Below are 18,064 nucleotides of genomic sequence, written 5' to 3' on the forward strand. Positions count from 1 at the left end.
ACCGCGGTCGAACGGGCCCTGGCCGGTGGTGGGCCCGCGGCGACGGTGGAGGGGCCCGGCGCGGGCGGTGCGCCGACGGCGGGCGGACCCGGGGGAACGCGAAGGCCCGCCGCCTCCCGGATGACAGGGAGGGGCGGGCCGGAGCGCTGGTGAGAGCGGCTACGCCTGGATCAGCGGGCGTAGTACTCGACGACGAGCTGCTCGTCGCAGATCACCGGGATCTCCTTGCGGTTCGGGTCCCGGTCCAGGCGGAAGGCCAGGGCCTTCAGGTTCACCTGGAGGTAGCGCGGGGTCTCACCGTCGGTGTCGTAACCACCCTCGCGGGCCACCTGGAAGGGGACCTTGGAGCGGCTGCGCTCGCGGACCTGGACGATGTCGTCGGGGCGCACGCGGAAGGACGGCTTGTCGACCTTGCCGCCGTTGACCTCGATGTGGCCGTGGACGACCATCTGACGGGCCTGGTAGATGGTGCGGGCGATGCCCGAACGCAGGACCAGGGCGTCGAGACGGCGCTCGAGCTCGACGACCAGCGCCTCGCCCGTCTTGCCCTCGGCCTTCTTGGCACGGTCGTAGGCGCGCGCCATCTGGCGCTCGCTGATGTCGTACTGCGCGCGCAGGCGCTGCTTCTCCAGCAGACGGACCTTGTAGTCCGAGTTCTGCTTGCGGCCACGGCCGTGCTCGCCCGGCGGGTACGGACGAGCTTCGAAGTACTTGACAGCCTTGGGCGTCAGGGCGATGCCGAGGGCACGCGACTTCTTGACCTTGGGACGCGACTGGTTAGGCACGTTCTCCAGACCTCCGTTGTAGGTTAGGTTAGGCTTACCTTACTCAAGGAGATCGCATGTCTCGCCCTGGGAACACCACTCACGTCACGGACAGCACAGACAGCGGCAGCACCTCAGAGGAGGATGCTGCTACGACGGAAGGCCGATCAGATCGTGGTCAGCCGCGTCCCAGCGGGCTAGATAACACTCGGATGCCGTCAGCAGCCGAGCGCACACGAACTCTCGTACAGAGTACCTGCTCCGCACTGCTGGTCGTACCGGGGCTCGATCTGGCCCGCGCCGAACCCCTGACCCCGGACAGCAGGAGCGTGGGACCCGAGGGCGATGTGTTCCTCGAATTCGCCGCGGATTCCCCGGCCGTCCGGGCCGCGACGCACGCGCAGGGCGACGAGCTGACCGCCGTGCTGGAGATCACGGACGTCGCTCCGGTCTCCGTACCGCACCGGATCCGCGGCCGGGCCTGGATCTCCGGCTGGCTCACCTCCGTGCCCGGCATCGCCGAGCCCGGACGGATGATGCTGCGCCTGGAGTTCGGCGAGGCCTACGTGGACGACCTCTGGGGCGCCGAGGACATCGAGCCGGAGGACTTCCGCGACGCGGCTCCCGACCCGCTGGCCTTCCACGAGGCGGAGCTGCTCCAGCACCTGGCCTCCGCCCACGACGAGCAGATGCGCACCCTGTGCGGTCTGCTGGGCGAGCGGACCGCCCGCACCTGCGCCTCCCACCAGCCCAGGGCCGTGCCGGTCGCCCTGGACCGCTTCGGGCTGCGGGTCCGCTTCGTCGAGGACCGGGGTTCCTGCTTCGACGCCCGCTTCGAGTTCCCCGAGCCGGTGCGGGATGTCACCGAGCTGCGCCGCGCCATGCACACCCTCTTCGAGGCGGCCGCGTCCTGACCCGGGGGCGTTACGCCTGCTCGCCGCCCTCGCCGCCCTCGCCGGCGCGGCCGAGGCGCTCGCGGACGCGCTCGACGACGTCCGCGTACCGCGCCTCGGCGCCGTAGCGGGTGGGTGTGTAGTACTGCCGGTCCCGGACGGCGTCCGGGGCGTACTGCTGGGCGGCGATGCCGCCCTGCACGTCGTGCGGGTAGACATATCCCTGGGCGTGGCCGAGCTTGGCCGCGCCCTTGTAGTGACCGTCGCGCAGATGGGCCGGGACGGGTCCGGCGAGCCCTCTGCGCACGTCGTCCTGCGCGGCGGAGATCGCCAGGGTCGCCGCGTTGGACTTGGGGGCGAGCGCCAGCGCGATGGTGGCGTGGCTGAGGGTGAGCGCCGCCTCCGGGAACCCGATCATGGCCACCGCCTGGGCGGCGGCCACGGCCGTCGGCAGCGCGGTGGGGTCGGCCAGGCCGATGTCCTCGCTGGCCGAGATCATCAGCCGGCGGGCGATGAACCGCGGGTCCTCCCCCGCCTCGATCATCCGGGCCAGGTAGTGCAGGGCGGCGTCCACGTCGGAGCCGCGGATCGACTTGATGAGCGCGCTGGCCACGTCGTAGTGCTGGTCGCCGTCCCTGTCGTACTTCACGGCGGCGCGGTCGACGGTCGCCTCCAGCGTCTCCAGGGTGATCTCCGCCGCCCCCGTGGCGATGGCCGCGCCCGCCGCGGCCTCCAGCGCCGTCAGCGCCCGGCGGGCGTCGCCGCCCGCGATGCGCAGCAGATGAGCCTCGGCGTCCTCGGGCAGGGCGACCGCTCCGCCGAGCCCCCGCCCGTCGGTCAGCGTCCGGCGCAGCAGAGCACGCAGGTCGTCGTCGGTCAGCGATTCCAGGGTGAGCAGCAGGGACCGCGACAGCAGCGGGGAGATGATCGAGAAGTACGGGTTCTCCGTGGTGGCGGCGATCAGGGTCACCCAGCGGTTCTCCACGGCGGGGAGCAGGGAGTCCTGCTGGGCCTTGGAGAAGCGGTGGATCTCGTCCAGGAAGAGGACGGTCTCCTTGCCGAAGCCGCCGGTGGCGCGGCGCGCGCTCTCGATGACGGCCCGGACCTCCTTGACGCCCGCGGTGATCGCGGAGAGCTCGACGAAGCGCTTGTTGGTGGCCTTGCTGACCACGTACGCCAGGGTCGTCTTGCCGGTGCCGGGCGGACCCCAGAGGATCACGGAGGACGCCCCGGCCGGACCTCCGCCGCCCTCCCCGACGAGACGGCGCAGCGGCGAGCCGGGCTTCAGCAGATGCTGCTGGCCGACGACCTCGTCGAGGACGCGGGGACGCATCCGGACAGCGAGGGGGCTGCTGGACGGGTCCTTCTCCTGGCGGTCTTCGGCGGCTGCGGTAAAGAGGTCGGGCTCCACGCCATGAAGCCTAAGCGACCCCACTGACAGCGCCGCCGTCAGCACCGGTGGGCGTCCCGGGCCGCCCACCGGGGTGGCGGGCGGTGCTCAGCTGGTCCAGAAGTCCCACCAGCGGGTCAGGATCAGCATGCCGATGATCCCGATCCACATCACCGGCAGCACCCAGGGGAACTCGGTCAGCCCGTTCCGCAGCCAGGCCGGGGCCGGGAGGATGCGGTGCTTGACGTTGTGGGTGGTCACGTAGCAGAACATGACGATGGTGGCGACCCAGGCCAGGCAGCACCACAGGCAGAGCGAGTTGATGTTGTACAGCGACTGGTACTGGAGCCAGGTGCAGAAGCCTACGCCGAACAGCGTCCCGGCGTTCAGCCCGAGCCAGAACCAGCCGCGGAAGCGCGCACCGGCGAGGAGCCCCATCCCGATCGCGATGACCATGCCGTACGTGACGAGGCCCAGCATCGGGTTGGGGAACCCGAAGACGGAGGCCTGCTCGCTCTTCATGATGTTGCCGCACGCGACGACGGGGTTGAGGCTGCACCCGGGGGTGAAGGAGGGGTCCTCCAGCAGCTTGAACTTGTCGATCGTGATGACCCAGGCGGCCAGGAGTCCGGCCGCGCCGGTGATCACCAGGAGCAGAGCGAGACCGCGTCCGGCCCCGTAGGTGCGCTTGCGGCCGCCCTCGTCCTGGTCGGAGGAGAGATCGTGGTCTACCGCTGCAGTCGTCATATCGCCGTTCCATCACCGAGTGGTCAGCCGGGCATGGTCATTGTGCCGTACCCCCGTACGGATCAACCGTTCGATGGACATAAAGGTGTGCGTCCGCGAGCGCTCCGCCCGGCCTGCTTTCCGGGGCCGCGGGGCCGGGACGACGGAAGACGGTCGTGTCCCGCGCGCCGGTCCCGTCCCGCCGGCCGCGCGGGCGGCTCCCATTCGGGGTCACCGGCCGGGATGAATCCCCTGCCGCCGGGTTGACGGCGGACGCGAGCGGACGAGAAAGGCGCGGGCGGCGGACCCGAGGTCCCGCCGCCCGCGCCCCGCTCACGACCCGGTCAGCCGAGGCGCTTCGTCAGCTCCGCCGCGACCTCCGCCAGGGCCACCGGTCCCTGCTCGCCGGACTCCATGTCCTTGAGCTGGACGACGCCCTCGGCGAGATCGCGCTCGCCCGCGACCAGGGTGTAGCGCGCGCCCGAGCGGTTGGCACTCTTCATCGCGCCCTTCAGGCCGCGGCCGCCGAACGCGAAGTCGGCGGCGACGCCAGCGCGCCGCAGTTCGGTGACGACGCCGAACAGCACCCGGCGGGCCTCCTCGCCGAGCGGGACCGCGTACACGCTGGTGGTGGAGGGCAGGTCGAGCTCGATGCCCTCGGCCTCCAGCGCGAGGACCGTGCGGTCCACGCCGAGCGCCCAGCCGACGGACGGCAGCTCGGGGCCGCCGATCATCTCGGAGAGCCCGTCGTAGCGGCCGCCGCCGCCCACCGCGGACTGGGCGCCGAGACCGTCGTGGACGAACTCGAAGGTCGTGCGGGTGTAGTAGTCGAGGCCGCGCACCAGCTTCTCGTCGTCCTCGAAGGCCACCCCGGCGGTCGTGAGGAGCGCCCGGACCTCCTCGTGGTACGCCTTGCACGCGTCGCAGAGGTAGTCGCGGAGCTTCGGGGCGTCCGTCAGCTGCTTCCGCACGTCGGCCCGCTTGTCGTCCAGCACGCGCAGCGGGTTGATCTCGATGCGGCGGCGGGTCTCCTCGTCGAGGTCCAGGTCGCGCAGGAAGGTCTGGAGCGCCTCGCGGTAGACCGGGCGGCACTCCTTGTCGCCCAGCGAGTTCAGCAGGATGCGGAACCGCCGCAGGCCGAGCGAGCGGTAGGCCTGGTCGGCGAGGATGATCAGCTCGGCGTCCAGGACCGGGTCCTCGGTGCCGATGGCCTCGGCGCCGACCTGCGAGAAGTGGCGGTAGCGGCCGGCCTGCGGGCGCTCGTAGCGGTAGTACGAGCCGGAGTACCAGAGCTTGACGGGCAGGTTGCCCGCCTTGTGGAGGTTGGCCTCCAGGGCGGCGCGGAGCACGGACGCGGTGCCCTCGGGGCGCAGAGCCAGCTGGGAGCCGCCCTTGGTGGTGAGGGTGTACATCTCCTTGGTGACGATGTCGGTGGACTCACCGACGCCGCGCGCGAACAGCTCGACGTTCTCGAAGCCGGGCGTCTCGATGTAGCCGTAGCCGGAGTCGCGCAGGGGCGCGGCGATGGCCTCGCGCACCGCCAGGAACGTCGCGGAACGGGGCGGGGTCAGGTCGTACGTGCCCTTGGGGGCCTGGAAGGTGCTCACGTGGATACGTCTCTCGTCTACAGTCCTCGGCGCGGTGCCGCGTCCAGACCGTTCAGGAACGGGTTGGAGGCGCGCTCGCGGCCGATGGTCGTCTGGGGGCCGTGGCCGGACAGCACCACGGTCGAGTCGTCGAGCGGCAGGCACACACGGGCCAGCGACTCGAGCAGCTCGGCGTGGTCGCCGCCGGGCAGGTCGGTGCGTCCGACGGAGCCGGCGAAGATCAGGTCGCCCGAGAAGAGGACCGGCGGAATGTCCGCGGCCTCGGGCATCCCGAACGTCACCGACCCCTTGGTATGGCCGGGCGCGTGCGAGACGCCGAACTCCAGACCGGCCAGGGTCAGCTTCGAGCCGTCGGCCAGCTCCTTGACGTCGTCCGGCTCCCCCACGGTCAGCTCGCCCATGAGCGGCATCCCGATCGAGCGGCCGAGCGCCTTCTCCGGGTCGCTCATCATGTAGCGGTCCTCGGGGTGGATCCACGCGGGGACGTCATGGGCGCCGCAGACGGGGACGACCGAGGCGACGTGGTCGATATGGCCGTGGGTGAGGACGACGGCCACGGGCTTGAGCCGATGTTTCTTCAGCGTTTCCTCGACGCCCTGGGCGGCCTGGTGGCCCGGGTCGATGATCACGCACTCCTCACCGGCGGCGGGGGCGACCAGATAGCAATTGGTCCCCCAGGCCCCGGCGGGGAACCCGGCAATGAGCACGATCGTCCTTAATGTTCGTCCGGAGGATGCGGCAACGGCGGAGGCTGCGGCGGATCAGAGCCTACCGGCGCTCCTCATGACACAGGTAACCCATATACGGTACGGGCAACTCAGGCCCGCATCTCACGACGTAACAAGGAGCGCAACCGGTGTCCAGCAGCGAACAGCGGCGACGGCAGCTCGCCCGGGAAAAGTTCGAGCGCCAGCAGAAGCGCCGGGAGGAGGCCCGCCGCAGGACGCGGCGCATCACCGCGATCGTCGCGGCCTCGGTGGCCGTGGTCGCCGTCGTGGGCGTGAGCGCGTTCGTCGTGGCGGGCAAGGACGACGACAAGGACAAGAAGGGCGAGGCCGCGGCGAGCCAGAGCCCCGCTCCGGAGCCCTCGGAGAGCGAGAGCAAGGCCCCCGCGCCGCCGATGAAGATCGACAAGAAGGCGACGTACACGATGTCGCTCAAGACGACCCAGGGCGACATAGCGTTCTCGATGGACGCGGCGAAGACCCCGGAGACGGTGAACTCCTTCAAGGCGCTCGCCGACAAGGGCTACTTCGACGACACCAAGTGCCACCGGCTGACCACCCAGGGCATCTTCGTGCTCCAGTGCGGCGACCCCAAGGGCGACGGCACGGGCGGTCCGGGCTACAACATCCCGGACGAGAACCTGGACGCGCTCGGCAAGGCGGGCGGGGACGGCACCGTCGTCTACCCGCCGGGCACGGTGGCCATGGCCAACACCGGCCAGCCGAACTCCGGTGGCAGCCAGTACTTCCTGGTCTACAAGGAGACGAAGCTCCCGCCCACCTACACCCCGTTCGGCACGATGGACGACGCCTCGCTGAAGGCCGTCCAGAAGGTCGGCGAGGCCGGTGTCGAGGGCGGTGCGGGCGACGGCGCCCCGAAGAAGGCCGTGACGGTCGAGAAGGCCACGGTCGAGAAGGGCTGAACCGGCGGGACGGAACCGACGGTACGGCGACCGGCCGGACGGCCACCGGCGGGGCGGAGCGCCGCCCGTGGCCGGAGCGAAGAATTTCGGCCGTGCTGAGTGCGGACAGCCGGGTGGCCGGTCGCCTAGATTGACGTTGTGCAGGGCGGGCGATGCCCGCCCCAGGAAACTGTGGACGATGCCCGGGGGGCGAACCCCCTCGCAGGCATCAGGTGGAGGAGGCGCTGTGAGCAGCGACCCGTGGGGCCGCGTCGACGAGACGGGCACCGTGTACGTGCGTACGGCCGAGGGCGAGCAGGTCGTCGGATCGTGGCAGGCCGGTTCGCCCGAAGAGGCTCTGGCCTATTTCGAGCGCAAGTACGACGGCATTGTGGTCGAGATCGGCCTCCTCGAACGGCGGGTGAAGACCACCGACCTGTCGGCGAAGGACGCGACGACGGCCATCGACCACCTGCGGCAGCAGGTCGACGAGCACCACGCGGTGGGCGACCTCGACGCGCTGCGCAAGCGGCTCGACGCGCTCGTGGCGACGGTCGAGGCGCGGCGCGAGGAGCGCAAGGTCCTCAAGGCCAAGCAGACCGACGAGGCCAAGCAGGCCAAGGTGGCGCTGGTCGCCGAGGCGGAGGAGCTGGCACAGAGCGAGCAGTGGCGTTCGGCCGGTGAGCGGCTGCGGGCGCTGGTGGACACCTGGAAGGGTCTCCCCCGCCTCGACCGCAAGTCGGACGACGAGCTGTGGCACCGCTTCTCGCACGCCCGCTCGGCGTTCTCCAAGCGGCGCAAGGCGCACTTCGCCGCGCTGGACGCCCAGCGCGAGGACGCCCGCAAGGCCAAGGAGAAGCTGGTCACCGAGGCCGAGGCGCTGTCCGGTTCCACGGACTGGGTGACCACCGCCGCGCGCTACCGCGACCTGATGACCGAGTGGAAGGCGGCGGGCCGCGCCCAGCGCGAGTCCGAGGACGACTTGTGGAACCGTTTCCGCGGCGCCCAGGACATCTTCTTCGCCGCCCGCAGCGAGGTCTTCGCGGAGCGGGACGCCGAGCAGGGCGAGAACCTCAAGCTCAAGGAGGAGCTCGCCGCCGAGGCCGAGAAGCTGGTGCCGGTGAAGGACCTGAAGGCGGCCCGGGCCGCCTTCCGGGGGATCAACGAGCGCTGGGAGGCCATCGGGCACGTACCGCGTGACGCCCGCCCGAAGGTCGAGGGCCGGATGCAGGCGGTGGAGCGGGCGCTCCAGGAGTCCGAGGAGTCGGAGTGGCGCCGGACCAACCCGGAGGCGCGGGCCCGCGCCGCGGGGCTGACCGGTCAGCTCCAGGCCGCCGTGGACAAGCTGCGCGGTCAGATCGACACCGCGCGCGCCCAGGGCAACAACGCCCGCGCGGACAAGCTGTCCAAGGAGCTGGAGGGCCGCCAGGCGCTGCTGGACCAGGCGCTCAAGGGCCTGGAGGAGTTCGGCGGCTGACGCCGTCCGCACGCGGGAGGGGCCCCGGTACGCATCGCGTACCGGGGCCCCTCCCGTAGGTGCCGCTACGGCCTGCGGGCCGAGGTGACCCGGTAGACGTCGTAGACGCCCTCCACGCCGCGTACGGCCTTCAGGACGTGGCCCAGGTGCTTGGGGTCGCCCATCTCGAAGGTGAAGCGCGAGGTGGCCACCCGGTCGCGGGACGTCTGGACGGCCGCCGACAGGATGTTGACGTGCTGGTCGGAGAGGATCCGGGTGACGTCGGAGAGCAGCCGGGAGCGGTCCAGCGCCTCGACCTGGATGGCGACCAGGAAGACGGAGGACTGGGTGGGGGCCCACTCGACCTCCAGGATCCGCTCGGGCTGCTGCGAGAGCGATTCCACGTTGACGCAGTCCGCGCGGTGCACGGAGACGCCGCTGCCCCGGGTGACGAAGCCGATGATCGGGTCGCCGGGGACGGGCGTGCAGCAGCGGGCGAGCTTGACCCAGACGTCCTCGACGCCCTTGACGACGACGCCGGGGTCCGCGTTGGCGCGGCGCTTGCTGCGGCCGCCGTGCGAGGGCGGGGTGGACTCGGCGATGTCCTCGTTGGCCTCGTCGTGGCCGCCGAGCGCCTGCACCAGCTTCTGGACGACGCCCGCCGCCGCGACATGGCCCTCGCCGATCGCCGCGTACAGCGAGGAGATGTCGGGGTAGCGCATCTCGTGGGCGAGGGTGACCAGGGAGTCGCCGGTCAGGATGCGCTGGATCGGCAGGTTCTGCTTGCGCATGGCGCGCGCGATGGCGTCCTTGCCCTGCTCGATGGCCTCGTCGCGGCGCTCCTTGGAGAACCAGGCGCGGATCTTGTTGCGGGCGCGCGGCGACTTGACGAAGCCGAGCCAGTCCCGGGAGGGTCCGGCGCCGGCCGCCTTGGAGGTGAAGACCTCGACCAGGTCGCCGTTGTCGAGCGTCGATTCGAGCGGGACGAGCCGCCCGTTGACGCGTGCTCCTATGGTCCGGTGGCCGACCTCGGTGTGGACGGCGTACGCGAAGTCGACGGGGGTCGCGCCGGCCGGCAGCGCTATGACGTCGCCCTTCGGCGTGAAGACGAAGACCTCGTTGCGCGAGAGGTCGAAGCGCAGGGACTCCAGGAACTCGCCGGGGTCCTCGGTCTCCTTCTGCCAGTCCAGGAGCTGGCGCAGCCATGCCATGTCGTTGACGGTGTCCTGGCCGCGCCCGGTGTTCTTGGGGACGTCGGTACGGACCTTGGAGGCGCCCGCGACGGCTTCCTGCTTGTACTTCCAGTGGGCGGCGATGCCGTACTCGGCGCGGCGGTGCATGTCGAAGGTGCGGATCTGGAGCTCGACGGGCTTGCCGCTGGGACCGATCACCGTGGTGTGCAGTGATTGGTACATGTTGAACTTGGGCATCGCGATGTAGTCCTTGAACCGCCCGGGCACCGGGTTCCACCGGGCGTGGACGGTGCCGAGCGCCGCGTAGCAGTCGCGGACCGTGTCGACGAGGACGCGGATGCCCACCAGGTCGTAGATCTCGGCGAAGTCGCGGCCTCGCACGATCATCTTCTGGTAGACGCTGTAGTAGTGCTTGGGGCGGCCGGTGACGGTGGCCTTGATGCGGGCGGCGCGGAGGTCCGCCTGGACCTCGTCGGTCACTATGGCGAGGTACTCGTCGCGCTTGGGGGCCCGCTCGGCGACGAGGCGGACGATCTCGTCGTACATCTTGGGGTAGAGGATCGCGAAGGCGAGGTCCTCCAGCTCCCACTTGATGGTGTTCATGCCCAGCCGGTGCGCCAGCGGGGCGTAGATCTCCAGGGTCTCGCGGGCCTTCTTCTCCTGCTTCTCCCGCTTGAGGTAGCGCATGGTGCGCATGTTGTGCAGGCGGTCGGCGAGCTTGATGACCAGGACCCTGGGGTCCTTGGCCATGGCGACGACCATCTTGCGCACGGTCTCGGCCTGGGCGGCCTCGCCGAACTTGACCTTGTCGAGCTTGGTGACGCCGTCGACGAGCAGGGCGACCTGGTCGCCGAAGTCCCGCTTGAGGGTGTCCAGGCCGTACTCGGTGTCCTCGACGGTGTCGTGCAGCAGGCCCGCCATCAGCGTCGCCGGGTCCATGCCGAGCTCGGCGAGGATCGTGGTGACGGCCAGCGGGTGGGTGATGTAGGGGTCGCCGCTCTTGCGCTTCTGGCCCCGGTGCCAGCGCTCGGCGACCTGGTAGGCCTTCTCGATCTGGCGGAGCGTGGCCGTCTCGATCTTGGGGTCGTTGCTCCGGACCGTACGCAGGAGGGGTTCCAGCACCGGGTTGTACGGGCTGGAGCGCTGTACGCCCAGGCGGGCGAGGCGGGCCCGCACGCGGTTGGAGGAGCCGCCGGTGCGGGAGGCGGATCCGGCGGTGGCCCCGGTCCTCGCGGGGGGCCCGGGGGGCGGGGGCTTCGGCGCGCCGGCGGCGGGCTTCCTGGCCGGCGGCTGTGCCGGGCCCGTCGTCCCGGCCGGTTCCGGGGGGACCTCGGGGGCCGCGGGCTTCGCGGGAGGGGCGGCCGGCCCGGCGGGCGTCGCGGTGGCCGGGGGGCGCGCGGCGTCGGCGGCGGGCGCGGGCTCCGGCGCGTTCGAGGACGCGGCCTTTTCCGGCGTGGCGGGGGCCGCCACGGGCTTGTCGGGCTGCGGGGCGGCGGCTGACTGGGCCTCGTCTGGCAAGAGCGCTCCTCGTGCGGATCCGGGGTACCCGGAGAGCCCATGGTATCGATCCCCCGCCGGGACCTCGCCCGGGGACGGTGGGAGCCCGAACAACGAGGGAGGGGCACCCGGTGTTCCCGGGTGCCCCTCCCTCGTGCTCGGTCGCCGTCGCGGAGCGGCGGCCGACGGCTCAGACCGTGATCAGGGACTCCAGCGGCGCCCCCGCGAGGCCCGGCTCCAGGCGGGCCCGGCCCGCGAGGAAGCCGAGCTCCATGAGGACCGCGACGCCCGCGACCTGGGCGCCGGCCCGCCGGATGAGCTCCAGCGAGGCCTCGGCGGTGCCGCCGGTGGCGAGGACGTCGTCGATGACCATGACCCGGTCCCCGGCGTCGAGGTCCTCCGCGTGGATCTCGATCTCCGCGCTGCCGTACTCCAGCTCGTAGGACTGGCTCAGCGTGGCGCCGGGGAGCTTTCCGGCCTTGCGGACCGGGACGAACCCGATGCCCGCCCGGACCGCCACGGGCGCGGCCAGGATGAAGCCGCGCGCCTCCAGGCCGACGATCTTCGTGGCGCCGTGCCGTACGCACAGCTCCGCGAGGGCGTCGGTGAGCGCCGTGAAGGCCGCCGGGTCCGCGAGCAGCGGGGTGATGTCCTTGAACACCACGCCCGGCTTCGGGTAGTCCGCGACATCGCGGATCCGGCTGAGCAGCAGCTCCCTGGTGGATTCGGTGGTGCTCGTCATCGTTCAGCGCTTCCCGGGGGTGCGGCCGTGCGACCGGGGACGGCCGATCACGGTGCCCGCCGTCTCGGTGTCGTCGTGGAGGTCCTCGGTGCCGTCCTCGTCGGGGGACTCGCCCTTGGCCGCGGCGGCGGCCCGCTTGGCCAGGACCCGCTTCTTCAGCGCCTTCATCTGCGGGTCGCGTTCCTTGAGGTCGGCGACGAGCGGCGTGGCGATGAAGATCGAGGAGTAGGCGCCGGCGGCGAGGCCGACGAACAGCGACAGCGAGATGTCGTTCAGCATGCCCGCGCCGAAGACGCCGCCACCGATGAACAGCAGACCGGCCACCGGCAGCAGTGCCACCACGGTGGTGTTGATGGAGCGGACCAGCGTGCTGTTGATCGACCGGTTGGCGATCTCGCTGTAGGTGAAGCGGGTCTGCTTGGTGATGTCCTTCTGGCCTTCCTTGAGGCTGTCGAAGACCACCACCGTGTCGTACAGGGAGTAACCGAGAATGGTCAGCAGACCGATCACCGTACCCGGCGTGACCTCGAAGCCGACCAGGGCGTAGACACCGACCGTGATGGTGATGTCGTGGATCAGCGCGATCAGGGCGGCGACGGCCATCCGCCACTCGAAGGCGATGGCCAGATAGATCACCACCAGGACCATGAAGACCCCGAGACCGGTCCAGGCCTTGTTCGCGATCTGCTCACCCCAGCTGGGGCCGACCAGGTCCGCGTTGATGTCGTTGGCCGGGATGCCGAGCTCGTCGGAGAGGGTCTCCTTGATCTCGTTGGCCTTGGCGGTGTCGACCTCGGTGATCTGGATGCGCAGACCGCCGTTGCCCAGCTCCTGCACGATCGCCATGTGGCCGGATGCCTCGGTCGCCACGTCCGTGGCCTGGGCGGTCGAGATCTGGGCCTTGGTGTCGGTCGTGAAGACCGCGCCGCCCTTGAACTCGATGCCCATGCGCAGTCCGCCGACCGCCACGCCGATGATGGCCGTGATGGTGATCAGGATCGAGATGCCGTACCAGATCTTGCGGTTGCGGATGAAGTCGTAGCCGACCTCGCCACGGTAGAGCCGGGCGCCGAGATTGCCGAGTCGCGACATCTCACGCCTCCTTCGGTTCGGTGGGGGCGTTGACACGGCGCGAGCGGCGCAGCGGCGGCTGGGCGCCGAGCCGCTTCGGGTCCAGCCCGGACCACGGGCCGCCCCGGGAGAAGAACTTCGTCCGTCCCATGAGCGTCATGAGCGGCTTCGTGAAGAAGAAGACCACGACGACGTCGAGGAGCGTGGTGAGGCCGAGCGTGAAGGCGAAGCCCTGCACCTTGCCGACGGTGACGATGAACAGCACCGCGGCGGCCAGGAACGACACGAAGTCGGAGACCAGGATGGTGCGCCGGGCGCGCGGCCAGGCGCGCTCGATGGCGGGACGGAGCGTGCGTCCTTCGCGGATCTCGTCTCTGACGCGTTCGAAGTAGACGATGAACGAGTCCGCTGTGATGCCGATGGCGACGATGGCTCCGCAGACCGCCGGCAGGTTCAGCGCGAAGCCGATGGCCGGGCCGAGCAGGGACATGATCGTGTAGGTCAGTACGCCGGAGACCAGGAGGCTCAGGAGCGCGATGAACGCGAGGCCCCGGTAGTAGACGACCAGGTAGACGACGACCAGTGCCAGACCGATGGCGCCGGCGATGAGACCGCCCTTGAGCTGCTCGCTGCCGAGCGCGGCGGTCACCGTGGTGACGCTGACTTCCTTGAAGGTCAGCGGCAGGGCGCCGTAGGACAGGATGTTGCCGAGGTCCTCGGCCGACTGCTGGGTGAAGCTGCCGGAGATCTGGGCGTTCTTGCTGAGCGCGGTGCGCACCGAGGGAGCGGAGACGACCTCACCGTCGAGGACGATCGCGAACTGGTTCATCGGCGGCTGCTGCTGCGCGAGCCGGCCGGTGATCGTCTGGAACTTCTTGGCGCCGGCGGAGGTGAACTCCATCGACACGATCCACTCGCCGGTCTGCTGCTCGATGGCGCCCTTGGCGTCGTCGACGTCGCTGCCGGAGACCTCTGCGGGGCCGAGGATGTACTTCTCGTAGCTGCCCGGAACGTTGGAGCCGCAGGCGACGATGGAGTCGGTGGCCTTGGCGTTCTTGCCCGCGTCGGTCCGCTGCTTGGGGTCCGTGCAGTCGAGCTTGGCGAACTCCTCCTGGAGCTTGGCCGTCGCCGGGTCTACCGGGGGCGTGGCCTCGGGGGAGTCGGACGGCGCGGGCTTGTCGGAGGCGCCCGGGGTCGGGTCGTCCTTGGTCAGGGCGCCGGTGACCGCGCGGCCCTGGGTCGTGGCGCTCGCCGAGGGGGTGGCCTCCGAACCGGTGGCCTCCTCGCCCTTGGGCTTGTCCCCGCTCTCGGCGGACTCGCCCGGCTTCGGGGTGGCGCTGCCCGAGGGAGTCGCGGAACCGGAGGGCGTGGGCTCGGGGCCGCTCGCCTGCACCGTCAGAACGGGCCGGAAGTAGAGCTGGGCGGTCGTGCCGACCTGCTCCTGGGCCTGCTTGGAGTTCGTCCCCTTGGGGATGTTGACGATGATGTTCTTCGAGCCCTGGGTCTGAACCTCAGCCTCGGAAACGCCCAGCCCGTTGACGCGCCGCTCGATGATCCCGACCGCTGTGTCCATATTGGTCTGGTTGATCGCGTTCGGCTTGCCGGGCTGGTTCTGCGCTTCCAGCGTGATCGACGTCCCGCCGGCCAGGTCGATGCCCAGCCGGGGCGTGGTGTGCCCCGAGAGGAACATCCCGCCTGCGAGAGCGACCATGGCGATGAGGATCAGAGCCAGGGCCCGCCCCGGCCTGCCATGACCGCCGGACGGCCCTCGGCCCTTCTTGGGTGCTGCCACCTTCTCGTTTCTCCCTGTCCAACCGCACCGCGCCGGGTACGTGCCCGAGCGGCCACGAAGTGTAGTGGGGACCCTGCCCCCGCAGACGACCGCACGGTCCCGGGGACGCCGCGCGCCGGTGGGCGCGCGACGTCCCCGGGATCGTGAGAACTACTTGGAGTCGGCGTCGCCGTCGGTCTTGCTCTCGTCCTTGGCCTTCTTGGCGTCCTTGGCAGCGGCGTCCTCGGGCTCGGCGTCGTCGGCCGCGTCGTCCTTGGCCAGGTCGATCCTGGCGACGTCGGCGGAGTCGGAGTCACCGGTCAGCGACGAGGCGTCGTCGGGAACGACGGTGCCTTCCGCGTCCAGCTCCGGGTCGTCACCGTGCACGATGCGGTTGTACTCCGCGTCGTCCAGAACGGCGCCGATGGAGTTCTTCGCGTAGATGGCGTGGACGCCGGGGGCGACTTCGAGGAGCACGGTGTCGTCGTGGACTTCCTTCACGGTCGCGTACATGCCCCCGATCGTGCGGACGCCGGTACCGGGCTGCATTTCGTTGCGCATCTGCGCGGCCGCCGCCTGCTTCTTCTTGGCGGAGCGGGTCATCAGGAACATGGCCCCGATGAGCACGATGAAGGGGAGGAGAGTGATGAGATCCACGGGACGGGAATTCCTTCGCACGACCGCGACTGGAATGCGGCCTCTATATACGGGGGTGGGTACACCGACCGGTTAGGGCGGCATCGGCGGAGTCTAGATGAGTCCGCATCGATGGAACAACGCCCAGCATGGCACCCAGGTTCCTGTCCGCGCGAACCTGTGACCTATCACGCCCCGAACAGGCCCTGTTGTCCCTTTGCTCCGTGCTGCGGCGGGACCAGTCCCAGATGTGCCCAGGCCGCAGGGGTGGCGACACGGCCGCGCGGGGTCCTGGCCAGCAGTCCTTCCCTGACGAGGAAGGGCTCGGCGACCTCCTCGACGGTCTCCCGCTCCTCCCCCACCGCTACCGCGAGCGTGGACAGCCCGACCGGGCCGCCGCCGAAAAGCTTCAGCAGGGCGCCGAGGACGGCGCGGTCCAGGCGATCGAGTCCGCGGGCGTCGACCTCGTACACCTTGAGGGCGGCCATCGCGATCGACCGGTCGATCGTGCCCTCCGCCTTGACCTGGGCGTAGTCGCGGACGCGGCGCAGCAGGCGGTTGGCGATACGGGGGGTGCCGCGGGAGCGTCCGGCGATCTCGGCGGCGCCCTCCCCGTCGATGCCGACGTCGAGGAGGCGGGCGGAGCGGTGGAGGACACGCTCCAGCTCGGCGGGGGCGTAGAACTCCATGTGCCCGGTGAAGCCGAAGCGGTCGCGCAGCGGGGGCGGCAGCAGACCGGCCCGGGTGGTGGCCCCGACCAGGGTGAAGGGGGGCAGTTCGAGCGGGATGGCGGTGGCGCCGGGGCCCTTGCCGACGATGACGTCGACCCGGAAGTCCTCCATCGCCATGTAGAGCATCTCCTCGGCGGGCCGGGACATGCGGTGGATCTCGTCGAGGAAGAGGACCTCGCCCTCCTGGAGGGAGGAGAGGATCGCGGCGAGGTCGCCGGCGTGCTGGATGGCGGGGCCCGAGGTGATCCTGATCGGGGCGTTCATCTCCGCCGCGATGATCATCGAAAGGGTGGTCTTGCCGAGGCCGGGGGCGCCGGAGAGCAGGACGTGGTCGGCGGTGGCGCCGCGGGCGCGGGCGGCCTTGAGGACCAGGTCGAGCTGTTCGCGGACCTTCTCCTGGCCGACGAACTCCTCCAGGTCCTTGGGGCGCAGCGCCGCCTCGACCGCGGTGTCCTCGCCGTCCGCGTCGGCGTCGACCAGCCGGTCGTCGAGGACCGGGCCGGTCGGCTCGTCGGTCTCGGGTCCGGTCTCGTCCCAGTTCATTCAAGGGCCTCTTCGGTGGTTCGGTGCCGGTCAGCGTGCGCGGTTGAGAGTCTGCAGGGCGGCCCGCAGCAGTTGGGGCACGGGGGGTGCGGTGCCCTCGGCGACGGCGGCCTCGGCCTGCGGGGCGACGGCGTTGACGGCCTCGTCGGCCTCGCGGCTCGCGTAGCCGAGGCCGATCAGGGCGGCCTGGAGCTGGTCGCGCCAGCCGGAGGTGACGGGGGTGCCGATGCCCTGCTGGCCGATGTGCGCGCCGACCGGTTCGCCGAGCCGGTCCTTGAGCTCCAGCAGCAGCTTCTGGGCGCCCTTCTTCCCGATGCCGGAGACGGCGGTCAGCGCCTTCTCGTCGCCGGTGGAGACCGCGAGGCGCAGGGCGTCGGGGCTGTGGGTGGCGAGCATGGCCTGGGCGAGGCGCGGTCCGACGCCGCTGGCGGTCTGGAGCAGCTCGAACACCTGCCGCTCGTCGTCGTTCGCGAAGCCGTACAGGGTGAGGGAGTCCTCGCGGACGACCAGCGAGGTGGCGAGCCGGGCCTCCCTGCCGACGCGCAGGTCGGCGAGGGTGTGCGGGGTGCACTGGACCGCCATGCCGATGCCGCCGACCTCGATGACGGCGGTGGTCGGGGCGAGGGCGGCCACCGGGCCGGAGACGAAAGCGATCATGCGGTGCGGCCTTTCAGCGTGCGGGAGGTGCCGGGAGCCCCGGGTGTGCGGGAGGGGCCGGGGGTGCCGGCTGCCCCGGGTGTGCGGGACGCGCCGGAGGTGCGGTGCGCGGCGACGGCCTGCTGGAGCCGGTTCTGCGCGGGGGCGCGCCAGATGTGGCAGATGGCGAGGGCCAGGGCGTCGGCGGCGTCGGCGGGCTTGGGCGGTGCGTCGAGCCGCAGCAGCCGGGTGACCATCGCGCCGACCTGGGCCTTGTCGGCGCGGCCGGATCCGGTGACCGCGGCCTTGACCTCGCTGGGAGTGTGGAGGGCGACGGGGATGCCGCGGCGGGCGGCGCAGAGCATGGCGACCGCGCTGGCCTGGGCGGTGCCCATCACGGTGCGGACGTTGTGCTGGGCGAAGACGCGCTCGACCGCGACGTAGCCCGGGGAGTGTTCGTCGAGCCACTGCTCGATGCCGCGCTCGACGGCCACGAGCCGGTCGCCGAGTTCGGCGTCGGAGGAGGTGCGCACGACGCCGACGCCGATCATGGTCAGGGGTCTTCCCGCGACTCCTTCGACCACACCGACGCCGCACCGGGTCAGCCCCGGGTCGATGCCCAGAACGCGCATGGAGCCCCCTGTCCTCAGCCCGTCGCCGGCGCGCGCCGCGCCCGCTCGATCATCTGTTCCCGCAGGCTATCGGCTCGCACTGACAATCCGTCGCAACCACAGGACGACGGGCCGACGGGGAGTGCCCCGTCGGCCCGTCGTGTGGGACC

Annotated in this window: 16 protein-coding genes; 3 read left to right on the forward strand and 13 right to left on the reverse strand. The window is 71.0% G+C overall.

Features of this window, described 5'->3' with window-relative positions; translation table 11 throughout:
• Nucleotides 1–170: 170 nt before the first annotated feature.
• Nucleotides 171–785: a 30S ribosomal protein S4 gene (rpsD, locus tag DTB53_RS05485; protein ID WP_003970343.1), complete on the reverse strand. Its 615-nt coding sequence runs from the start codon at nucleotides 783–785 to the stop codon at nucleotides 171–173.
• A gap of 191 nt (nucleotides 786–976) precedes the next feature.
• Here rpsD and DTB53_RS05490 point away from each other — a divergent pair, with 191 nt between their 5' ends.
• The gene (locus DTB53_RS05490) at nucleotides 977–1,678 is read left to right on the forward strand and encodes a DUF2470 domain-containing protein (RefSeq protein ID WP_012381675.1); all 702 of its coding nucleotides are present in this window, start codon (nucleotides 977–979) and stop codon (nucleotides 1,676–1,678) included.
• A 10-nt stretch (nucleotides 1,679–1,688) separates the two neighbouring features.
• On the opposite strand, the gene DTB53_RS05495 is transcribed toward DTB53_RS05490, so the two are convergent.
• The 4 genes from DTB53_RS05495 to DTB53_RS05510 all read right to left on the reverse strand — a co-directional run bounded on the left by DTB53_RS05495 (nucleotide 1,689) and on the right by DTB53_RS05510 (nucleotide 6,087).
• Nucleotides 1,689–3,068: a replication-associated recombination protein A gene (locus DTB53_RS05495; protein WP_012381674.1), complete on the reverse strand. Its 1,380-nt coding sequence runs from the start codon at nucleotides 3,066–3,068 to the stop codon at nucleotides 1,689–1,691.
• 87 nt (nucleotides 3,069–3,155) lie between these two features.
• Nucleotides 3,156–3,794, reverse strand: coding sequence for a vitamin K epoxide reductase family protein (locus tag DTB53_RS05500; protein WP_003970340.1), 639 nt, complete (start codon nucleotides 3,792–3,794; stop codon nucleotides 3,156–3,158).
• Nucleotides 3,795–4,117: 323 nt separating this feature from the next.
• Nucleotides 4,118–5,380, reverse strand: coding sequence for a histidine--tRNA ligase (hisS, locus tag DTB53_RS05505; protein WP_003970339.1), 1,263 nt, complete (start codon nucleotides 5,378–5,380; stop codon nucleotides 4,118–4,120).
• A gap of 17 nt (nucleotides 5,381–5,397) precedes the next feature.
• On the reverse strand, nucleotides 5,398–6,087 hold the full coding sequence (locus DTB53_RS05510) for an MBL fold metallo-hydrolase (RefSeq protein WP_003970338.1): 690 nt from the start codon (nucleotides 6,085–6,087) through the stop codon (nucleotides 5,398–5,400).
• 149 nt (nucleotides 6,088–6,236) lie between these two features.
• Between DTB53_RS05510 and DTB53_RS05515 the strand changes: the two genes are divergently transcribed.
• Together DTB53_RS05515 and DTB53_RS05520 are read left to right on the forward strand one after the other, a co-directional pair.
• The gene (locus tag DTB53_RS05515) at nucleotides 6,237–7,028 is read left to right on the forward strand and encodes a peptidylprolyl isomerase (RefSeq protein WP_003970337.1); all 792 of its coding nucleotides are present in this window, start codon (nucleotides 6,237–6,239) and stop codon (nucleotides 7,026–7,028) included.
• A gap of 226 nt (nucleotides 7,029–7,254) precedes the next feature.
• Complete coding sequence (locus DTB53_RS05520; RefSeq protein WP_003970336.1) at nucleotides 7,255–8,484, forward strand: DUF349 domain-containing protein; 1,230 nt, start codon at nucleotides 7,255–7,257, stop codon at nucleotides 8,482–8,484.
• Between the two features lie 65 nt (nucleotides 8,485–8,549).
• On the opposite strand, the gene DTB53_RS05525 is transcribed toward DTB53_RS05520, so the two are convergent.
• The 8 genes from DTB53_RS05525 to ruvC form a co-directional block, all read right to left on the reverse strand.
• Nucleotides 8,550–11,174: a RelA/SpoT family protein gene (locus DTB53_RS05525; RefSeq protein WP_003970335.1), complete on the reverse strand. Its 2,625-nt coding sequence runs from the start codon at nucleotides 11,172–11,174 to the stop codon at nucleotides 8,550–8,552.
• A gap of 169 nt (nucleotides 11,175–11,343) precedes the next feature.
• Nucleotides 11,344–11,895, reverse strand: coding sequence for an adenine phosphoribosyltransferase (locus DTB53_RS05530; RefSeq protein ID WP_003970334.1), 552 nt, complete (start codon nucleotides 11,893–11,895; stop codon nucleotides 11,344–11,346).
• Between the two features lie 3 nt (nucleotides 11,896–11,898).
• Nucleotides 11,899–12,987 (reverse strand): protein translocase subunit SecF, encoded by a 1,089-nt coding sequence (secF, locus tag DTB53_RS05535; RefSeq protein WP_003970333.1) that lies wholly within the window; start codon nucleotides 12,985–12,987, stop codon nucleotides 11,899–11,901.
• A gap of 1 nt (nucleotide 12,988) precedes the next feature.
• A complete protein-coding gene (secD, locus tag DTB53_RS05540) occupies nucleotides 12,989–14,758 on the reverse strand; it encodes a protein translocase subunit SecD (protein ID WP_003970332.1) in 1,770 nt (589 codons plus the stop codon).
• 150 nt (nucleotides 14,759–14,908) lie between these two features.
• Complete coding sequence (gene yajC / locus DTB53_RS05545) at nucleotides 14,909–15,394, reverse strand: preprotein translocase subunit YajC (protein ID WP_003970331.1); 486 nt, start codon at nucleotides 15,392–15,394, stop codon at nucleotides 14,909–14,911.
• 167 nt (nucleotides 15,395–15,561) lie between these two features.
• Complete coding sequence (gene ruvB, locus DTB53_RS05550; protein WP_003970330.1) at nucleotides 15,562–16,647, reverse strand: Holliday junction branch migration DNA helicase RuvB; 1,086 nt, start codon at nucleotides 16,645–16,647, stop codon at nucleotides 15,562–15,564.
• 30 nt (nucleotides 16,648–16,677) lie between these two features.
• On the reverse strand, nucleotides 16,678–17,304 hold the full coding sequence (gene ruvA / locus DTB53_RS05555; RefSeq protein WP_003970329.1) for a Holliday junction branch migration protein RuvA: 627 nt from the start codon (nucleotides 17,302–17,304) through the stop codon (nucleotides 16,678–16,680).
• Complete coding sequence (ruvC, locus tag DTB53_RS05560) at nucleotides 17,301–17,915, reverse strand: crossover junction endodeoxyribonuclease RuvC (protein ID WP_012381671.1); 615 nt, start codon at nucleotides 17,913–17,915, stop codon at nucleotides 17,301–17,303. The genes ruvA and ruvC overlap by 4 nt, the downstream gene beginning before the upstream one ends.
• Between the last annotated feature and the right edge of the window lie 149 nt (nucleotides 17,916–18,064).

The sequence above is a fragment of the Streptomyces griseus genome, assembly GCF_900460065.1.
GTDB classification, from domain to species: Bacteria; Actinomycetota; Actinomycetes; order Streptomycetales; family Streptomycetaceae; genus Streptomyces; species Streptomyces griseus.

Coding starts and splice junctions, on each gene's coding strand:
- ruvC (WP_012381671.1), bottom strand. CDS start 17,915: ATGCGCGTTCTGGGCATCGACCCGGGGCTGACCCGGTGCGGCGTCGGT.
- DTB53_RS05490 (WP_012381675.1), top strand. CDS start 977: ATGCCGTCAGCAGCCGAGCGCACACGAACTCTCGTACAGAGTACCTGC.
- DTB53_RS05530 (WP_003970334.1), bottom strand. CDS start 11,895: ATGACGAGCACCACCGAATCCACCAGGGAGCTGCTGCTCAGCCGGATC.
- ruvA (WP_003970329.1), bottom strand. CDS start 17,304: ATGATCGCTTTCGTCTCCGGCCCGGTGGCCGCCCTCGCCCCGACCACC.
- secF (WP_003970333.1), bottom strand. CDS start 12,987: ATGTCGCGACTCGGCAATCTCGGCGCCCGGCTCTACCGTGGCGAGGTC.
- DTB53_RS05500 (WP_003970340.1), bottom strand. CDS start 3,794: ATGACGACTGCAGCGGTAGACCACGATCTCTCCTCCGACCAGGACGAG.
- ruvB (WP_003970330.1), bottom strand. CDS start 16,647: ATGAACTGGGACGAGACCGGACCCGAGACCGACGAGCCGACCGGCCCG.